This window comes from Kosakonia sp. S42, assembly GCF_016624785.1.
Taxonomy (GTDB): Bacteria; Pseudomonadota; Gammaproteobacteria; order Enterobacterales; family Enterobacteriaceae; genus Kosakonia; species Kosakonia cowanii.
In genome coordinates this window covers 13072-28381 of sequence record NZ_JACVTW010000025.1, presented here as the reverse complement: position 1 = coordinate 28381, position 15310 = coordinate 13072, and the positions used below count along the sequence as shown (strand labels likewise).

Below are 15310 nucleotides of genomic sequence, written 5' to 3'. Positions count from 1 at the left end.
TTTTCCTGCAAGTCATTATTAATGAAAAGTCAGGCACCCAGTTGATAATTTGATCTTATCCGCGCCATCAGATGTTCGGCATATTCAATGCCCGGAACAGAGTTGGCGTCTTCGTCCTTGTAAAAAGGTGGCAGCGGCGAAAGCCGTGCATGCAATCTGGCTCGTAGAAAAATGGGATTGAAAAACGTTTTTTTCCCGAACGGTTGATAACCCGATGAGGTGTCGATATGAAATGGCCATTGGTCAGCCACTTCACCATATCGCCGCTATTCAGTATGAATGTTCCGGGTTCCGGTGGTGCATCAATCCACTCGTTATCGGTATTCTTCAACTGGAGCCCGCCTGTCTCATCCTGTGCAAGTAAAGTCAAAAAACCATAATCGGTGTGAGGAGCAATACCATACTGCTCGTCCTGGTCTACGGTTGACTGTTCAGGATAATACTGGAGCCGCATAAATATTGTGGGATTAGTGAAAATGTCATCCAGCGCATTGCGTGGCATGCCAAATGCAAGAGAAAACATCTGTGCCAGCTTTGCCGACAGTGATCTCATTGCTTCGTAATAAGCCAGTACAGATAACCTGAACTGAGTCATTCCCTCTGGCCACTGATTCGGGCCCGCCAGGTACTGTCCTGCTATGTAGTCCGGATGATCCGCAGGCACTTCATTTGCAATGATAAATGCCTCGCTTTGATTGGGTCTGCTGGCTTTACCGAGGGTCGTTAGCTCGAACTGCGATGTATTCTGAAGCATGTATCCGCGAAAGAACTTATTTTGCCGGATCTTCAGTTTCTCCGCTAATGGCAAGGTATGAAAGGCGCGGGCCGCTTCAAACGCATTCCCAACCAACTCGGGATCGGTCTGGTGATTGACAAGACAGGCGAAGCCAACAGTTGAATATATGCGGCGAATCTCGTTGGCGACTTTTCGCTCCCCAGTATCGCCGTGTTCATACATCGGTAGCAAATCAATATGAGGTATGGATGTAAAGCTTTTCATACTCACCTCCGATTGGGGTATCTGATTTCTCTCTGACGTTAATCTGATATCCATCGATTGCGTTAGGCAAAACGTCCCTAAAAACAGACGTTTTGTCTCAGCTTTCTCAGGAACGTGCCTTGCTTCATCGAAACAAAATCATGCCATTCCAAAAATGCAATTCCTGAATCGGTATGAGCGTTTTCATTCTAAGTTACTCAAAATTTCGCTGTTTAACCCTCATTTGCTCGATTTAATAACCCCTTATCTTTTCGCTGGTCAGGCTTGTGCGCGGTGAGATCATGGTTCTGGATTGCGGCATTCCCAGTGGTAGGCTGTACTACCCTCCAAGGTAAACGGCAATGATTTGTAGTCTTTCGTGTCCCAGCTCCCGGCTAATATTTTGGCGTGCGTTGGTATTTCGTACCCGCTGCGCCGAAGTGAAGGTTCGTGTAGAAGGCCCTCCCGCAGCTGGAGCTTTTCAGCCAGTGAGAGCTTCATACCGGCTTTGTGCATACTGATGACGAAGGCCGTGCATTTGGCTCAGCCCTGCCGCTTTGCATTGTCCATCGTAGGCGTGCCGCTGCTGGATATAGGTCTTGTGTGGCGGGATCAATGCCCCGGCACCTGCCCGCCGGTGCGCCGCCTGAAGCACCTCTCGTTGCTCCGGCGTCGTGATAGGTACCGTCCGCTCACGTCCGCCTTTCGTCCAGGATGCTTTTAAAACGATATGGTCGCCGCGATCCGCATAGCGGGGCCGGAACTTGATCGCTTCTTCCCGCCGCAATCCGAAGGCGGCCTGGAGCTGGAGGCTGATGCGCACGTAGGCATCGTTGATGTGTTCAAGACCGGGGCCAAGTTCGCGCGCCTTACTGATATTGGTCACGTAGCGGCGCTCGGCGATGCCGAGTTGGGTATTGTCCGACGGCAGGATGCCGGCCTTACCGATCTTCCCGGCCCACCAGCGCAAGTGAGCGAGCCGATTCTTGAGGGTGCCGGACGACAAGCCTTCGCCTTGCCAGCGTTCCAGCAGGGCCTGGACATGCTTACCCTTGAGTGAGGACGCTTTCATCTGCCGGAACCCGGCCTCGCGCAGTTGCCGCGCGATCAGGCTAAGCGAACGCATGCGATCCGCCTGTGTGGCGTGACCGCCGCCACGGTTGCGCTGGCATAGTTGTCGCAGGGTGTAAGTCAGATCGTCCATTGTCTGTCCTCCAGGAAAATCGTCGTTACTGTGTCGTCCTGAAATTCGTTGATAAGTGTTAGTGCCAACTCGCAGTGCGAGATCCCGTGAGAGCAAGGGCAGGGTGTTCAGGAAACACCCGAGCCTCAAATGAGGCGTCCGTCCTGCTTCCTGGGGGAAGACCAGACGGAGGTCGTGCGAGATGAACGAGTTTTCAGTGTCGATGAGTCCTCCTGTAAAGTGAGTGGGATAAGGCATGCGGCAACGCTCCAGTGCCTTGCGCACAGGGGAAGGCCGTGATGAAAGGTGCGCCGGGGGCGCGAAAAGGAGTGAGTGCAAGATGATGAAGGTGGCTCCGCTCATGGGTAGGGCCGGTATGCAGCAGAAGCCTGGCATACCTGGGGTGGTTCCGCCCTTGCGGGCCAGCGCTTGCAGGAACCGCGCTGTGGGGGTGCCGATGTATGAAGCCTATCGGTCTCGGCGACTTCGGCATCAGTGTACGGTAGCCATCATCATGTCTGCCGCACGTAATAGGATCCGGTGTTTGCCCGTATTGTGGCGGGTGAGCGCGGGGCCGTCACTGCGGCGTGCAGTGACGGCCCATGCGGTGGCCTCCGGTCGCACGTAATCCAAAAGCGTTGTGGCAGAAGCGCCCGGTCTTGCCTGCGGCACTGACGCGGCGTGCGCCTTGTCGGCTACCCGTGCGATGTTGGCATGAGGAGAACATACCAACATCGCACGGGTAGCTCGCATACAAAGCCAGTGTTGTTACAGTGCACAGATACATGGCTATCCGTGGACCCAATGGGGCAATGCCAATCGGATGAAGTAGGCCGCAGGTGCCGACACGCAGCGACTGTGCCAGTACATGTCAAAGACCAAGTTCTCAGCAGCGTCAAAAGCTGTCATAGGTCAATATGGCTTCAACAGGAAGGGTGTACAAACGATGTCGCCTGTGAGCCCGTTGTCACTGTCTTCCAATCTGTTTGCTGAAATGATTTCAGTTCACAACGGTCACGAACAGGTTTTAGATTTTTTTAACGTGATCAAAGGAGAATAACGATGAATACATTGATTCTTCCACCTGACGATTTGTTGAAAAAAGGGAGCACTGTCACTCCTACTCCAGTGGACCTGAGCAAAGAAGATCCTGCGCTTCTGGCATTACTGACACAGCACGCTGAGGCGGAAGACCACCTTGCTCAACTAGCCGGACCGAGCTGGTATCGAGCCGGCCCGGGGCCTGCCCCCAGCCAGGGCGGCATTTTTGTGTCTGGCGCGACATTGTTGCCATTGAGCGGACAGATCCCCACAGGGATGGTGGACACCATCTTGTGTACTTACGATCGCGTCAGATGGGCTGCCTGGCAGGCTCAAATTACCTTACGCCTGTTTATCAGCAAGCCAAATAGCGCTTTGTCATGGACCGCGCCGCTTGACCCCAATAGTGCCTCGACTACGGTGAATGCCAGTGGGGCGAATATTCCGGCCAACTGCCTGCTTACCCTGCAAATGAAAGTCGGCAATATCACAGGCGGACTTTTCCAGCCGCCTTCCATTTCGTCCTATGACTGTCGGGTGATGTACCATTGATTACACTGCGCGATAAGAACCGTCTTCCATGTTTTCATGGGGGGCGGTTTTTTTTATGCTATAACTACGGCATCTTTTAAGCTGTTTATCACAGGGGATTTGACACATGAGAATTTCAGAGGTCGATAGCGCTCTCGTGACGGAGCCGGGTAGCGGAAAAAGGAAAAAGGAAAATGCTTTCCCACCGTTTCAGTCGATGTTAAACGCATCGCTCCAGAACTCCGGACCGCAGGCTATGTCTGCCCAACCGCCAACCAGGAGCGAGGCACCGGATGCGGTGCAAAGCGCTGCGCCTGTCGATAAGATTGGCGTTGCGAGGAAGATTGACATGGAACACCTTTTAACGGAAAGGGACAAAGCCATTCTCGGATGGCCGGGTCATCTTGATAACATCACGGTCATTACGGCAGCTACGATTGCTCTTGATCGGGAGAGTGGCCAGCTTACCGGGCCGATCACCAAAGAGTATCTGTTCGGCGATCCTGGCAAGGGGACCTGCGGTATTTTAGGCGGATTCCCTCCGGAGACTATTTCTCAGAACAAGGACGTTATTCCGTGGATGTTGCAGCGTTTTGAACGACTGGCTTAGCATGGGTTTTGCGGGATTGACTCCCGATACGAAATAGGTCGGGCTGTCCGGTAGCCTGTGGTAGTACACGAATGAACTATATCTATATCGGTTCGTTGCATTGAGCATGGCAACGGACTGATCGCAAAAGAACAGCGCGTCCGGTATAGAAAATCCCGCAAAGATTCGGTGACCCGCCCGGTCATGCTTATTCTGTCCTCTGCCTGACCTTCTGAGACTGCTCACGAAATTGCCTTACTGACGGCGTGTCAGGTCACGTTTTTCTTGACCTGTGGCTTCCATCAGAAAAAAAGAGCCGGGCACTATTTCTTCGGACCGTATTCCGGATGTGCGCAGGCTGAGAGGCCTGGCATCGGATCAGGCTGGATCAGGTAGCCATCTCCTGCCCGTCATCACTCTGGCGGCAATGTCTCCTGCGCTCACCGGAGCACGCAGCATGGTGCGGATGTTGGCGATATGCGCCAGGGCCGTTTCCCGTGAGGCAGGTTGCATCAGGGGCGTTGGGGGCACGCCAGTATGGGCGCCACGTGCTGGCAGCTTCGCGTCAGGCTGCGGCCCAGGAGGGAAGGTCTTACGGCCCGCCCACAAGCGAAATTCACCTGCGAAGACGCGCTTCACCAGGCCAAAGAAGTACGCGACGACGTTGCGGACCGTGCCGCCCTGGCTGCGGGCCTGTCGCTCATCCAGCACGTCCTGGCGATGCTCGGGTGGCAGCCGCCCCAGGGCAGTCAGCACGTCGTGTTGCTGATCTGCCTTGACGTGGATCAGGCAGGGCGGCAATACCATTGAATCCGGTGGCGGGGCATCCTCCGCCTTCGCGCACGCGCGGTACGTACGTTCTTGTTTATACTTATACGTCTTATACGTCTTATACGTCTTATACGTAGGGGCTTGCCCGATCGGCGTCGGATGTGCATTTGCGGTCTGCGGCGGAACAGTCGTGTTGCTGGTGGACGGATCGGAGGGTGTCGCCTGTGTTGCCGACGGACTTGCCGGCGAGGGTGATGCCGGCGGGGGCAGGTCATTGTCATCATGGCGCGGTTCAGGTGCGCTGGCCACCGTCGCAGGGGCCCCGGCAAGGGTGGCCTGGATATGGAGGCGACCCGACAACCAGATTGTTTTCGTGGTTGATGGAGGCCTGGAGAAGCGCCGGAAGGCTCGCGTCAAGGGCACAGGCCTTACGAAAATCCATCGCGGTGTCATGCACCTGATACAGCTCGCTGAGCACATGGCCGGTCAGGGGATCACGATGTTGTCCCACCAGACTGATCCAGCCGGTCAGCCGGAGCACGACGATAACGCGCCAAGCCGTTTCATACCCGCACGCTGTCCCAGCGGTGTTGAAGTGAGATAGCGGCGCAACTGTCCCAGGTTCACCAGCGGACTGATGCCTTCAGTCGTGCGCAGCATGCGCAGGACCTGCCAGCCGTTACGTTCCAGCGGCGTGAGGCGGATGTGATGGTTGTTCATGAGAGATCTCCGGGGTAGGGGCCGAAACGGCCCGGTTCCCTGCATCTCATCGCACACCCTGCCGCACGTCATCCACAATGCGGTCTGCATCACAACCGTGTTGATCCCGATGTTGACCGCCCGGTCTTCATCACCGGACCGAAGGGTGCCTCATGGTGTCTGACGCGGTTGCCTTGTGTGCAAAATGCATGCGCCTGAGGGAAAAACCGGCGATCGGCACCGACTTGCTGAAAAAACCTTGCCAAGTTCGTTTAGTCAGTACACAATGCAGTCCGTCAAACAGAGGGGTGTTCTAAAAAACTCTGTTGAATCAGTAAGATGCGCGAGAAACAGTAGTCTCGTTTCCCGCTCCAATTCCTTGTCTATAGATGTTTTTTAACGCCTGTATCTACCTGATTAAAAATGGTTTTATCCCTGTTAAATGTTCAGAGAAAGCTGCTGATATCCGCTGTCAACCACGCCCGCTCAGTACACGAATCAGTACGTGAAATCGGGGTGGTTGCCGGTGCGGATTGTCAGATGAGTCGCCAACCCTGAGCGCAGTACACCCTCTTTAACTGGAAAGAGGTGTGCGTATGGCGTTAACAGATGCAGTCGTCCGGCAGACCAGGACCACCGACAAAGACTACACGCTCAATGATGCAGACGGGTTGGTGTTGTTCATCACCGCCCGGGGTGCCAGAAAGTGGCATTTCCGCTTCACATGGGCGGGCAGGCCGCAGCGTGTTGCAATTGGCAACTATCCGGAATTGTCCCTTAAGGAAGCACGAGAACACCGCGACGATCTGCGTGCGCAAATAGCGCGGGGCATCGATCCGCGTGTTTACCGGCTGCAATGCAAAGCCGCGGCACTGGCGGCCCCGTTGAACACCTTTGAAACGGTCTTCAGTGCGTGGCGCGACTTCAAGGCGCTGGGCCTGAAATCGGGTTGCCAAAGCACGCTGTCACAAATTGACCGCTTTTTCGTCAGGGACGTGCTGCGCTGGCTGGGCACATTGCCCATCTTCGATATCGACAATCCCCACCTGCTGGACGTGCTGCGCCGCATTGAGCGGGGCGTTCACGACCGCCGAGAAGGTGCGACCTGGCTGAACCAGATGTTCCGCTATGCCATGGTTGAAAAAGGGCTGTGTTACAACCCGGCCAGCGATCTGGATATAGTGGCTGCGCCCAAGCCACCGGTCTCGCATAATCCCTTCCTGCGCATGGAAGAACTCCCCGCTTTCCTGACAAAGCTGGGTAACTATAACGGCGATGAAACGACCCGGCTGGGCCTGCGCCTGTTGCTGTTGGCGGGCGTACGCACCGGAGAACTGCGTCTGGCCGTCTCTGAGCAGTTTGATATGAAGCGCGGGTTGTGGATGATTCCACCGGTCATCGTCAAGTAGTTGCAACTGAAGCTGCGCCGCGAAGGCAAAAGCATCCCACCCTACGTCGTGCCGTTGTCACGGCAGGCTCTGGCGATTGTGCAGTTTCTGTTGCAGGCACAGGCGCGCCGTCCGGCCCAGCACTACCTGCTGCCCCATTCCTCCAATCTTAAGCTGCGCATCAGCGAAAACACCCTCAACGGCGCGTTGCATCGCATGGGGTATGCCGATCGTCGACGGGGCACGGCATCCGGGCCACGATTTCCACGGTGCTCAACGAACTGGGCTATCCGAAAGAATGGATCGAAGTGCAGTTGTCGCATGCGGACCCGGACAAAATCCGTGCGGCGTACAACCATGCGGACTATGTGGAGCAGCGACGGGTGATGATGCAGGACTGGGCCGATCGGCTGGACCGCTGAGAACGCGGTGAACCGATGACCCGGCCCCTATTGGCACAGGTCGTACCGCCCAGCATGGCGGGGATCGAAAGCTATTTACGTCTGCTGGCTCAGGGACGTTTGCCGTCGTCGTCTGATGACGTGGGGTGTGATGTGACACGAGGTACAAACTGAAACAGATGGGAGCTTGATAAGGCGATGATGACCTGCCGACCAGCGAAGATATTGCCCGGATAGGGGACACGATGTTGTCCTACCAGACTGATCCAGCCGGTCAGCCGGAGCACGACGATAAGGCCGTTTCATATCCCGCACGCTGTCCCTGCGGCGTGAGGCGAGCATCGAGCATGAGCGAGATCGGCGTGGTGAACAAAGCATTGTGCTCAGATGGCATGGGGCGGGTATGATGGTCATTCATGAGAAATCTCCGGGGTAACGTAGGATATTTAATGAGATGGTCACTCCCTCCCTCACAGCTGTATGCTGTGAACGGGCTTAAAATGGAGAACCATCATGGAAAATATTGCGCTCATTGATATCGATCTGGGTAAAAAATCTTGTCAAAAATACTCCATTCCCGGAGTGGAACACGATTTATATACAGGCAGCTTTTGCTCATCTTCGGAGTCAGGACGAAAAGCTGAATGATGAGGATATTGCTGTGCCACGGGCATATCGTTGCTCGGCCATTATTCCTTCATACTGGCAGAATTGGTGACCAAAGGACATCTGCGACCATTAAAAGAGGCGTCAGAGGAAGAACACATTGCTTAACGTGAGTTTCGTTTCACTGAGCAGTGCGCTGTGACAAGCTGCACTATCTTGCAGGTGAGGATCCTGCTCCGGAAGGCGCAGCCAGCGCCACCGGATAGCGAGTCCTGCGCTTTCCCGGGTAACCAGGACGGTGAAGCGTGGACAGCGAAGTATCCGGGCCGGAACCAAATAGTGAACGTGATACCCCCGAAATTGAACAGATTGTGGAAGCCGACAGGTTGCTCAACTGGCAGGCAACAGACTCCCGGAGGCCACACGGGCGATATGCCAAAGGGAGTCAACCACCGGGGCACAGTCGTCAGCGAGTTTACAGAGATAAGTGACGGAACACAGGAGATCCGGAAATTTCCTGCAGAAACAGGGTATCTGCGGCACAAGTGCCAAACACAAGGCCGCAAAGACGAATTTCCGGAAGTCGGAGTCAGCCATAGTAGTGATGAAACGAGTAATGACCGTGGAGCGAAGGGCTGGCAGACAGATCGAGCGTAAGAGAGAAACAATGACCGTACTCAGCGACGACGGACAATTATGGTTAACGAAACGTGAGCGCATAAGTGAAAAATCAGCCTGTGACAGGTCGATCGTGTTCAGCAATCCTGGACACCTCATCGACCAGGACATGCTGAAGTAACAATTCCGACATCTGGATGGGAATAAGGCTGCCGGCATTGACCGTGTGACAAAAGCTAACCGGGGTGAACAACCGGATGAGAATATCAGCGGTTTACTCCAGCGCTTACGCCGGGGCACGTATTGCCCCGGCCCGGACAGAATCACAGAAATCCCAAAGGAAGACGGTAGCAGCAGGCCGCTTGCCATATCCTGTGTGGAATACAGGGTGGTACAGCCTGCTGTCAGCACCATCCTCAGCAGAATATACGAGCCAGTGTTTCTGCCCTGTTCTTACAGATTCAGATCGGGTTTAAACTGTCATATGGCATTACAGGCCCTGCAACAGCCGACGTTTCGCAACTGGAACGGCGCAGTTGTGGAGATCGACATCCGGAAATACTTCAACCGGATACCGCACGGTACGCTGCTGGGGTTACTCCGGAAGAAAATATCAGATCGCCGTTTTCTCAGACTGATTGAAGTGCGGATAACCGCACCAGTCCTGGAAGAGGGCCAATCACACAGCAATGATATCGGCTGCTCTCAGGGTTCCATATCGTCCCCGATACTTGCCAGTATCTACCTTCACCATGTGACAGATGAATGGTTTGCTGAAATCAGCCGTTCGCATATCAGAGGAAAGGCAGACATGGTCAGATATGCAGACGATATGGTATTTACCTTCGAGTACCGGCATGAGGCGAAACGCTTCCACAGCGCGCTGCCGAAAAGACTGGACCGGTCTGGCCCCGGACTTCACGAAGACAAATCGCAGCGCCTTGCTGCGGGTCACGTGGCGGCGATGAGGGCAAATCAGAGAGGAGAACGTCTGCAAACGTTCAATTTTCTGGGGCTTGCCTGCTACTGGGGAAGAACGCGCAGAGGGTACTGGCGGCTTAAGTTTACCAGCCGGAGGACCGCTTCGCGGCCAGGCTGAAAGGCCTGAGGGACTTCCTGTGGAAGAACCCCAACGCTAACAGAAGGCAGACCCTGAATACGGCTATCCGGGTAGTGCGTGGATGTATTAACTACCACGGTATCTCAGATAACAAAAGACGCGTGGGGCAGTTTATTTATCAGAGCAGGCGGATCATCTACAGGTGGTTCAACCGTAAAGGTGGCCGACACCCAACGACATGGAAAAGCTGGATCTGATCCTCAAAATGCTGGGATACCCATCGCGATGGAGAACGCAGTCAATGTTCCCTTCCCGCTGAATATGTGTGGGGACACTGATCTGTCGGGAGCCGGATGCGGTGGTTCCGCAAGTCCGGTTCTGAGGGTGAGCGCATCCGGGTAACCGGCGGGTCTACTCACCTCAGACTCCTATTACCGGCACCAGCAATTGAGCCATTGTCCGGAAAAGCGCAGCCAGCGGGAATAGCACCTCCTGACCGCAGGCGCAACTGGCCCTCCCCCAGCTCACCTGTTTATGCATACGCCCGTTCATACCGGCTCTCCGCAGAGATGCCTGTGGGGACGTAGACACTCGTGAGCATTCTCCCGCCGGAGACAATTACGCCATCTCCGCCGGCCTGTCCCCGGCGGGGAGCGAAAGGTCACGCAGGAAACCCGGCGTATGCCGCACCGTTGCATGACCCGGGCGGCCACGTTGTCCTCCTGACAACAGGCGGTGGGCAAGCAAAAAAGTTGGTATAGCGGCGCCCGCACCGCCTCCGTGCAGTAGCCGCAGCCCTGAATTTCACTTCCAGCCAGTTCCCCAGCCCTGGCGGTGCCTGCTGGGGCAGGGACACGATGATTACATCTGCAAACGCTGCCGTATTTTTCAGCGTGACGGCCCGGACCTTCCGAAGCGCACGGGAAATCCATCCGCACTCTGCCGGCAGATAAACGGGGAGGTGAAGCTGACCGCCCGCCACGCGGGGGGCACTGGCGAGACGCTGCATGGCCGGTGCAGCGCCCGGAGTCAAGGGACCGAGCATCAGTCTGCCGGTGATCAGCACCGGCCGGGTACAGGTATGCATGATGCATATTCCACAGTTGTGCTCCGGAACGTCGTGCCGGAGCAGGTTGCTGGTCAAGGCTGACGGGTCAGCGCCCTTTCCACATCCGTCAGTTGCTGGTTCATTCTGTCCGCATCCGGGCGTTCAATCCTGCCGTTGCGTATCTGCAGATGACCGGCGAGGGTCTGAACCTGACCGACAGAAAGATGCAGTTCTGCCGCCTTATCGCCGGAGAGCCGGTGCTTACTGAGTGCCGTATCAATGCGTTTATTTAACTCAGTCGCTCGGTGCTGAAGATAATCGCTTTCAGTGGTACCGGACATCTCTGCATTCGTGGCCACGGCGGGGCAGAATAACGACATCAAAACTAAGGACAACAGGGTGTAGCGCATAAGAGTCTCCTGGCAGGAGGAAGAAACAGATCCGCTCCGTCTGACGGGACGGACCCCGTTTATGGACGGTCCGGATACCGGAAAGCAGGGCCGGTTCACCGGGCCGGGGTATCACGTTATCACGAGTTAGCGGGGTATCTCTGCCACGTCCTTCACATCGGCTTTATTCAGCTGACGCTCCGTCCCGCTCGCATCCCTATACTTCAACAGACCGGTCTCCGATTCAGACGGCCGGCCGTCACTCACTATCGTTCTGCCGTCATTCGTGTGAATGGCATAGCTGGTCCGCGTGCAGCCGATCAGGGCAGAGAGCGCCATTACGGTGGCAGGCACGACGAAAAGCATTTTTTTCATGGTCATTCCTTTTTATCTGTTATATCAGGCTCACCGTTTCCGATGATTCTTTCGCGGTTACCGGGTTCCACTGCACCACGCGGCGTGAGCTTGGATCTTGCGGGGACACTGACGACGGGATTCAGTAACCTCTTATGTTATAGCCTGTTTTTCACCATCCTGCCCGTCTCTGTTGTTCCGTATACCAGGGTTATTGTGCTCGGGGTATCAGGGTCACCCGGGTCTGTCCGTCAGGGAGTGATGAGGCGGTGGCGGACAGACTCTGTTGTGCCAGCGTGCGCATGAACACTTCTGCCTCCCCACGCACGCGGATATTCACCGGATGCACCAGCGCCCCGGCCTGGTTAAATCCGGTGGACAGAGCCGTCCGGGTGACGTAAAACCCGCTGGCGCAGCGATAGTCATCCGCCGCGCCGCTTTTCAGGTCGCGGGGACTCACCACGGCGTTGTCCCATCCGGCTGCCTTCAGGATTTCCGTGACGCGAGTGAAACGGTGCAGGCCGGTTTCGCCCCGGGGGGAGCGGTTGCCAGTCAGCCACAGACGCTCCAGTTGCGCCAGCAGGCGGGCGGACGTCCCGGGAGTACGGGCATATTCCAGCAGGGCGGCAAGATCATCCGCAGTGCTTTTCGGGAAACGTTTCTGTTTCTGCGCGGTGACAAGCCAGCGCTGCAAGAACAGAGCCTCACTGCCCGGAAGACTGACAATGCCGTCGCGGCGGGCCATTGCCAGGGCTACCAGGGCGCACCAGGCCATACGGGCGGAGGGGGAAATATTTCCGGGATGTTCAGTCATGGAAATCCTCAGAGAGTTGAATACAACAGTGGGAGATAATACCACATCAGGTCGGAGGGCTCACACCGATGTCCGTGTGCATACGGAAAGGCAGCAGGAAAGGAATGCGGGTAATTCCTTCCGGTCCGGGCGGGGCAGATAATGAACTCCCGGTGCGGGCTGACCCCACCTAACATGCCTCCGCATGCTGACCACTATGCCAATGCTGCACCGGGGCGACGTTGCTAGCGCTCTGCCGCGCCAGTCACCCGTTGGGCGCTGATTAACTGACTTACGCTGTCGGGTGTTGAAGGAAAGCCATTACCCGCCGGGTGTTCCCGCCGCTGGCCGATTGTTACGTAAGCTAATAAAACCGCTCCCGGCGATTCTGACTACCAATGTCCACACTGGAGTACAGAACTGCTGGCAGTAAAAATAAATGAGATAATAGGGTGTCAGTTACATGTGGGAACCATTCGCCGCGGGTTGTCGTCAGCCGGGTTTGTGTGGTGCAGGGCTGCACCAGCTCTGCGTATCCGTGACCCGTATAAAGATGAAACAATGGCGGCAATTGACAAGTACCGGGCGAATGCAGCACGGAACATCCGGTATTTTGTGAAGATGAAGTGGATATCGCCTTAAGCCTGAAACCGGTGCGAACTGGCGTCACATTGACAGCAAAAACGCGTGGTGACACCGGGACAGAATAAAAAATACTATCTGGCTGGCGCGTTACATAGCGGAGCGGATAAAGTCAGTTGCGTGAATGGCAATAGCAAAAGCTCGGCCTTATTCAGCCTCTGACCGCACTGGTGCCAGCCTGAACTTGCTTAGAGCGGTATATGATGAACGAGTTGGGCAGATTTTGAGGATGGGATGCTTAACAACGTCGATGCGTAACAAATAAATAAAAAGTAAGAGAAAAATTCGTTGGTAGACACAAGTACATTTCTTATTCATTCTGCCTTCATTACATTTAACCCTTCGTATAAATTGGTTGTTACATTAGCTAGCAATGACTTTGTAATAATGACTGAAAAATTGTTGTGATCTGCACATTACGGGAAACTCAAGAAAGCATTACTTGCTGATTTACTTGACAGAATGGCGAAGACCGACGCTTCGTTTGGTTTGGCCGGATGCGGTGCCTGCGACCGTTTAAGTGATATTTATCCAGAGAATAACACCATATCCGAGAGAGACATTTGCTCTGTATTTGAAAAAGCTACGTCTGAAAGCGAAACAACACACATCGAATAACAACTGATGTGTACGACCATAGACATACTCAGCACTCACAACGGCGGGAAATCTTATAATCTTCTCCTGTAATACCTGCCGAGCCGGCCCCCGAAAGCACACTGACTAAAACTGCTAAAGTATTCTGACAGCGGGTCGATAAGTACCATACACTGAAGGGCGTCTGGCAGAAATGTATAATAACGTTTCCCTTGCCACAGCCTCTCTTCCATCTTCACTGTCAGTGCCGCTCAAGCCTGATAAATACTTTACTGCTGGTACACAAACTGTTCCGGCAACGACGTGGGGACAGAAAATATCATGAACAGGCTATGTTATGCCCTTTCCAGGCGAGCAGGTGGGCTATTTGATTTGGGGATGGTCACCGGAGAAGACTACCTCTATTTTTTTGAAAAAACCTGCCCATCGTGGGCTGAACCCTGCGAAATAATTTTTGACATGGAAGAGATGAGGTTGGCCTGGAATAGCGGGGCTGACTTGTTTGCCATCCTGGAAGGTTCCCTGCCGCAAGATGACGTGCAGGTGAAACAGGCTTTGGTCAGTCGGATTTTTTCTACCGCTGATGATGCCCTAATCCCGCAGGCTGTCGTGCGTGTGGATTTTGGACTCTCACAGGGTGTGCCGTCAGACACATTGCACAGAGAACATGAATTGTTTCTGCCTGATGTGCTCCGGGAGCCGGAAAAATTCACCTATGCATTCCTCGCCATACGCCGCGCACTTGCCGTTCAGAATGGCAGCAACGTTGTTACCGAAGCGCTGGAAGCCTTAGCTTTCCTGGAAGACCAATATCATCGGTTTCGGGAGGCACTGCGCACGTCCGGCTGTGAATCAGAATCTACCCATGACTTGGATGTTTATGCCCGTTCCCTTAATGCCCTCCGCGACTGGCTGCTGACCAGTCCGGTCAGCTTTCCGCCACAACTTGTTCGTCTGCAGTTTCTTTATCTGGAAACTGGCCCCCGAATTTTTCAGCAGACGACTGCCCGGGTGCAGGCAGAACTGCGCAAACGTTAACACTAACATACTGACATCTGTAAAATTGGTGAATACTGTGGGCGTATACTCTTTATATGTTCCCGGGCAGAAAATGAGGTCATTTTCTCAGGGGGAAGATTATGCTTCTGGGAGGGGGTGCTGTTATCATTATTGTTTTGTACGCACTGGGTACAGCCTACGAACCATTAATTATCGCCGGAGCCGTTGTAGGAGCTTTTCTCACGGCTAATAACAGTCAGACTATTGATAGCGAGTCGTTCTTCTCCACTGTTTTTTGACGAGTCGCGGTATACCAGGTAACATGGGATCGATGTCATGTTTCTTCTGTCCCGTCTGTTACAAAGGGGGCGCCAAAAGGGGCATTTTCTTCCTTAAGACGGGTTCCGACTTTCCATATACAGCCCGGATTTCCTGCTATACCACCCGTATTCTGGCTGACAGCCACATGAGAGCTTATCACCGATTATTTGCGCCTGATGCGTAGCGGGCACTAACTGGTCAAAACAGCCTGCGAAAATTCCCGCCCTTCGGGTCTTCAGATAGCGTTCGGGCGGGACAAACACTGGTACACACAACAGCTCTTATTATCCGCTCAGACGTA

At 54.6% G+C, this 15310-nt stretch carries 14 protein-coding genes and 3 pseudogenes; 9 read left to right on the top strand and 8 right to left on the bottom strand.

Annotated elements, in window-relative coordinates:
* Positions 1–67 precede the first annotated feature (67 nt).
* Both IAE50_RS20110 and IAE50_RS20105 read right to left on the bottom strand, forming a co-directional pair.
* Complete coding sequence (locus tag IAE50_RS20110) at positions 68–1000, bottom strand: isopenicillin N synthase family oxygenase (RefSeq protein WP_200581061.1); 933 nt, start codon at positions 998–1000, stop codon at positions 68–70.
* A gap of 460 nt (positions 1001–1460) precedes the next feature.
* Positions 1461–2183 (bottom strand): phage integrase N-terminal domain-containing protein, encoded by a 723-nt coding sequence (locus IAE50_RS20105; RefSeq protein ID WP_234467246.1) that lies wholly within the window; start codon positions 2181–2183, stop codon positions 1461–1463.
* Between the two features lie 1041 nt (positions 2184–3224).
* Here IAE50_RS20105 and IAE50_RS20100 point away from each other — a divergent pair.
* Together IAE50_RS20100 and IAE50_RS20095 are read left to right on the top strand one after the other, a co-directional pair.
* Positions 3225–3755, top strand: coding sequence for a hypothetical protein (locus tag IAE50_RS20100; protein WP_200581060.1), 531 nt, complete (start codon positions 3225–3227; stop codon positions 3753–3755).
* A 106-nt stretch (positions 3756–3861) separates the two neighbouring features.
* Positions 3862–4344 (top strand): hypothetical protein, encoded by a 483-nt coding sequence (locus IAE50_RS20095; protein WP_200581059.1) that lies wholly within the window; start codon positions 3862–3864, stop codon positions 4342–4344.
* Positions 4345–4701: 357 nt separating this feature from the next.
* Here IAE50_RS20095 and IAE50_RS20090 read toward each other — a convergent pair whose 3' ends face one another.
* Positions 4702–5130 carry a hypothetical protein gene (locus IAE50_RS20090; RefSeq protein ID WP_200581058.1) on the bottom strand — a complete coding sequence of 143 codons (429 nt, stop codon included), beginning with the start codon at positions 5128–5130 and terminating at the stop codon, positions 4702–4704.
* A gap of 492 nt (positions 5131–5622) precedes the next feature.
* Positions 5623–5814, bottom strand: a complete 192-nt coding sequence (locus IAE50_RS20085) for a hypothetical protein (RefSeq protein WP_200581057.1) — start codon at positions 5812–5814, stop codon at positions 5623–5625.
* Between the two features lie 575 nt (positions 5815–6389).
* Here IAE50_RS20085 and IAE50_RS20080 point away from each other — a divergent pair.
* Positions 6390–7202 (top strand): integrase arm-type DNA-binding domain-containing protein, encoded by an 813-nt coding sequence (locus IAE50_RS20080; protein WP_200581056.1) that lies wholly within the window; start codon positions 6390–6392, stop codon positions 7200–7202.
* A 57-nt stretch (positions 7203–7259) separates the two neighbouring features.
* Here IAE50_RS20080 and IAE50_RS26490 read toward each other — a convergent pair whose 3' ends face one another.
* Positions 7260–7394 (bottom strand): hypothetical protein, encoded by a 135-nt coding sequence (locus IAE50_RS26490; protein ID WP_255563693.1) that lies wholly within the window; start codon positions 7392–7394, stop codon positions 7260–7262.
* 56 nt (positions 7395–7450) lie between these two features.
* On the opposite strand from IAE50_RS26490, the gene IAE50_RS20075 reads away from it, so the two are divergent.
* The 4 genes and pseudogenes from IAE50_RS20075 to IAE50_RS20065 all read left to right on the top strand — a co-directional run bounded on the left by IAE50_RS20075 (position 7451) and on the right by IAE50_RS20065 (position 10185).
* Positions 7451–7603, top strand: coding sequence for a hypothetical protein (locus tag IAE50_RS20075; protein ID WP_200581055.1), 153 nt, complete (start codon positions 7451–7453; stop codon positions 7601–7603).
* Positions 7604–8095: 492 nt separating this feature from the next.
* A complete protein-coding gene (locus IAE50_RS26485) occupies positions 8096–8230 on the top strand; it encodes a hypothetical protein (protein WP_255563698.1) in 135 nt (44 codons plus the stop codon).
* A pseudogene (locus tag IAE50_RS20070) lies at positions 8166–8356 on the top strand (hypothetical protein); the annotation flags it as partial. The gene IAE50_RS26485 and the pseudogene IAE50_RS20070, both read left to right, overlap by 65 nt.
* Before the next feature lie 643 nt (positions 8357–8999).
* A pseudogene (locus IAE50_RS20065) lies at positions 9000–10185 on the top strand (reverse transcriptase domain-containing protein).
* Positions 10186–11006: 821 nt separating this feature from the next.
* Here IAE50_RS20065 and IAE50_RS20060 read toward each other — a convergent pair.
* The 3 genes from IAE50_RS20060 to IAE50_RS20050 form a co-directional block, all read right to left on the bottom strand.
* The gene (locus IAE50_RS20060) at positions 11007–11324 is read right to left on the bottom strand and encodes a hypothetical protein (protein ID WP_200581054.1); all 318 of its coding nucleotides are present in this window, start codon (positions 11322–11324) and stop codon (positions 11007–11009) included.
* 126 nt (positions 11325–11450) lie between these two features.
* Positions 11451–11678, bottom strand: coding sequence for a YgdI/YgdR family lipoprotein (locus IAE50_RS20055; RefSeq protein ID WP_200581053.1), 228 nt, complete (start codon positions 11676–11678; stop codon positions 11451–11453).
* Positions 11679–11868: 190 nt separating this feature from the next.
* Entirely contained in the window at positions 11869–12471 is a 603-nt protein-coding gene (locus tag IAE50_RS20050; RefSeq protein ID WP_200581052.1) for a DUF2913 family protein, read from the bottom strand.
* A gap of 181 nt (positions 12472–12652) precedes the next feature.
* On the opposite strand from IAE50_RS20050, the pseudogene IAE50_RS26070 reads away from it, so the two are divergent.
* Together IAE50_RS26070 and IAE50_RS20045 are read left to right on the top strand one after the other, a co-directional pair.
* A pseudogene (locus IAE50_RS26070) lies at positions 12653–13245 on the top strand (IS630 family transposase); the annotation flags it as partial.
* 765 nt (positions 13246–14010) lie between these two features.
* Complete coding sequence (locus IAE50_RS20045; RefSeq protein WP_200581051.1) at positions 14011–14727, top strand: hypothetical protein; 717 nt, start codon at positions 14011–14013, stop codon at positions 14725–14727.
* Positions 14728–15310: the final 583 nt, after the last annotated feature.

Excerpts from the sequence above, each read along its gene's own strand:
- IAE50_RS20110 (WP_200581061.1), bottom strand. The coding sequence starts at position 1,000 with ATGAAAAGCTTTACATCCATACCTCATATTGATTTGCTACCGATGTAT.
- IAE50_RS20105 (WP_234467246.1), bottom strand. The coding sequence starts at position 2,183 with ATGGACGATCTGACTTACACCCTGCGACAACTATGCCAGCGCAACCGT.
- IAE50_RS20100 (WP_200581060.1), top strand. The coding sequence starts at position 3,225 with ATGAATACATTGATTCTTCCACCTGACGATTTGTTGAAAAAAGGGAGC.
- IAE50_RS20095 (WP_200581059.1), top strand. The coding sequence starts at position 3,862 with ATGAGAATTTCAGAGGTCGATAGCGCTCTCGTGACGGAGCCGGGTAGC.
- IAE50_RS20090 (WP_200581058.1), bottom strand. The coding sequence starts at position 5,130 with ATGGTATTGCCGCCCTGCCTGATCCACGTCAAGGCAGATCAGCAACAC.
- IAE50_RS20085 (WP_200581057.1), bottom strand. The coding sequence starts at position 5,814 with ATGAACAACCATCACATCCGCCTCACGCCGCTGGAACGTAACGGCTGG.
- IAE50_RS20080 (WP_200581056.1), top strand. The coding sequence starts at position 6,390 with ATGGCGTTAACAGATGCAGTCGTCCGGCAGACCAGGACCACCGACAAA.
- IAE50_RS26490 (WP_255563693.1), bottom strand. The coding sequence starts at position 7,394 with ATGCAACGCGCCGTTGAGGGTGTTTTCGCTGATGCGCAGCTTAAGATT.
- IAE50_RS26485 (WP_255563698.1), top strand. The coding sequence starts at position 8,096 with ATGGAAAATATTGCGCTCATTGATATCGATCTGGGTAAAAAATCTTGT.
- IAE50_RS20060 (WP_200581054.1), bottom strand. The coding sequence starts at position 11,324 with ATGCGCTACACCCTGTTGTCCTTAGTTTTGATGTCGTTATTCTGCCCC.
- IAE50_RS20055 (WP_200581053.1), bottom strand. The coding sequence starts at position 11,678 with ATGAAAAAAATGCTTTTCGTCGTGCCTGCCACCGTAATGGCGCTCTCT.
- IAE50_RS20050 (WP_200581052.1), bottom strand. The coding sequence starts at position 12,471 with ATGACTGAACATCCCGGAAATATTTCCCCCTCCGCCCGTATGGCCTGG.
- IAE50_RS20045 (WP_200581051.1), top strand. The coding sequence starts at position 14,011 with ATGAACAGGCTATGTTATGCCCTTTCCAGGCGAGCAGGTGGGCTATTT.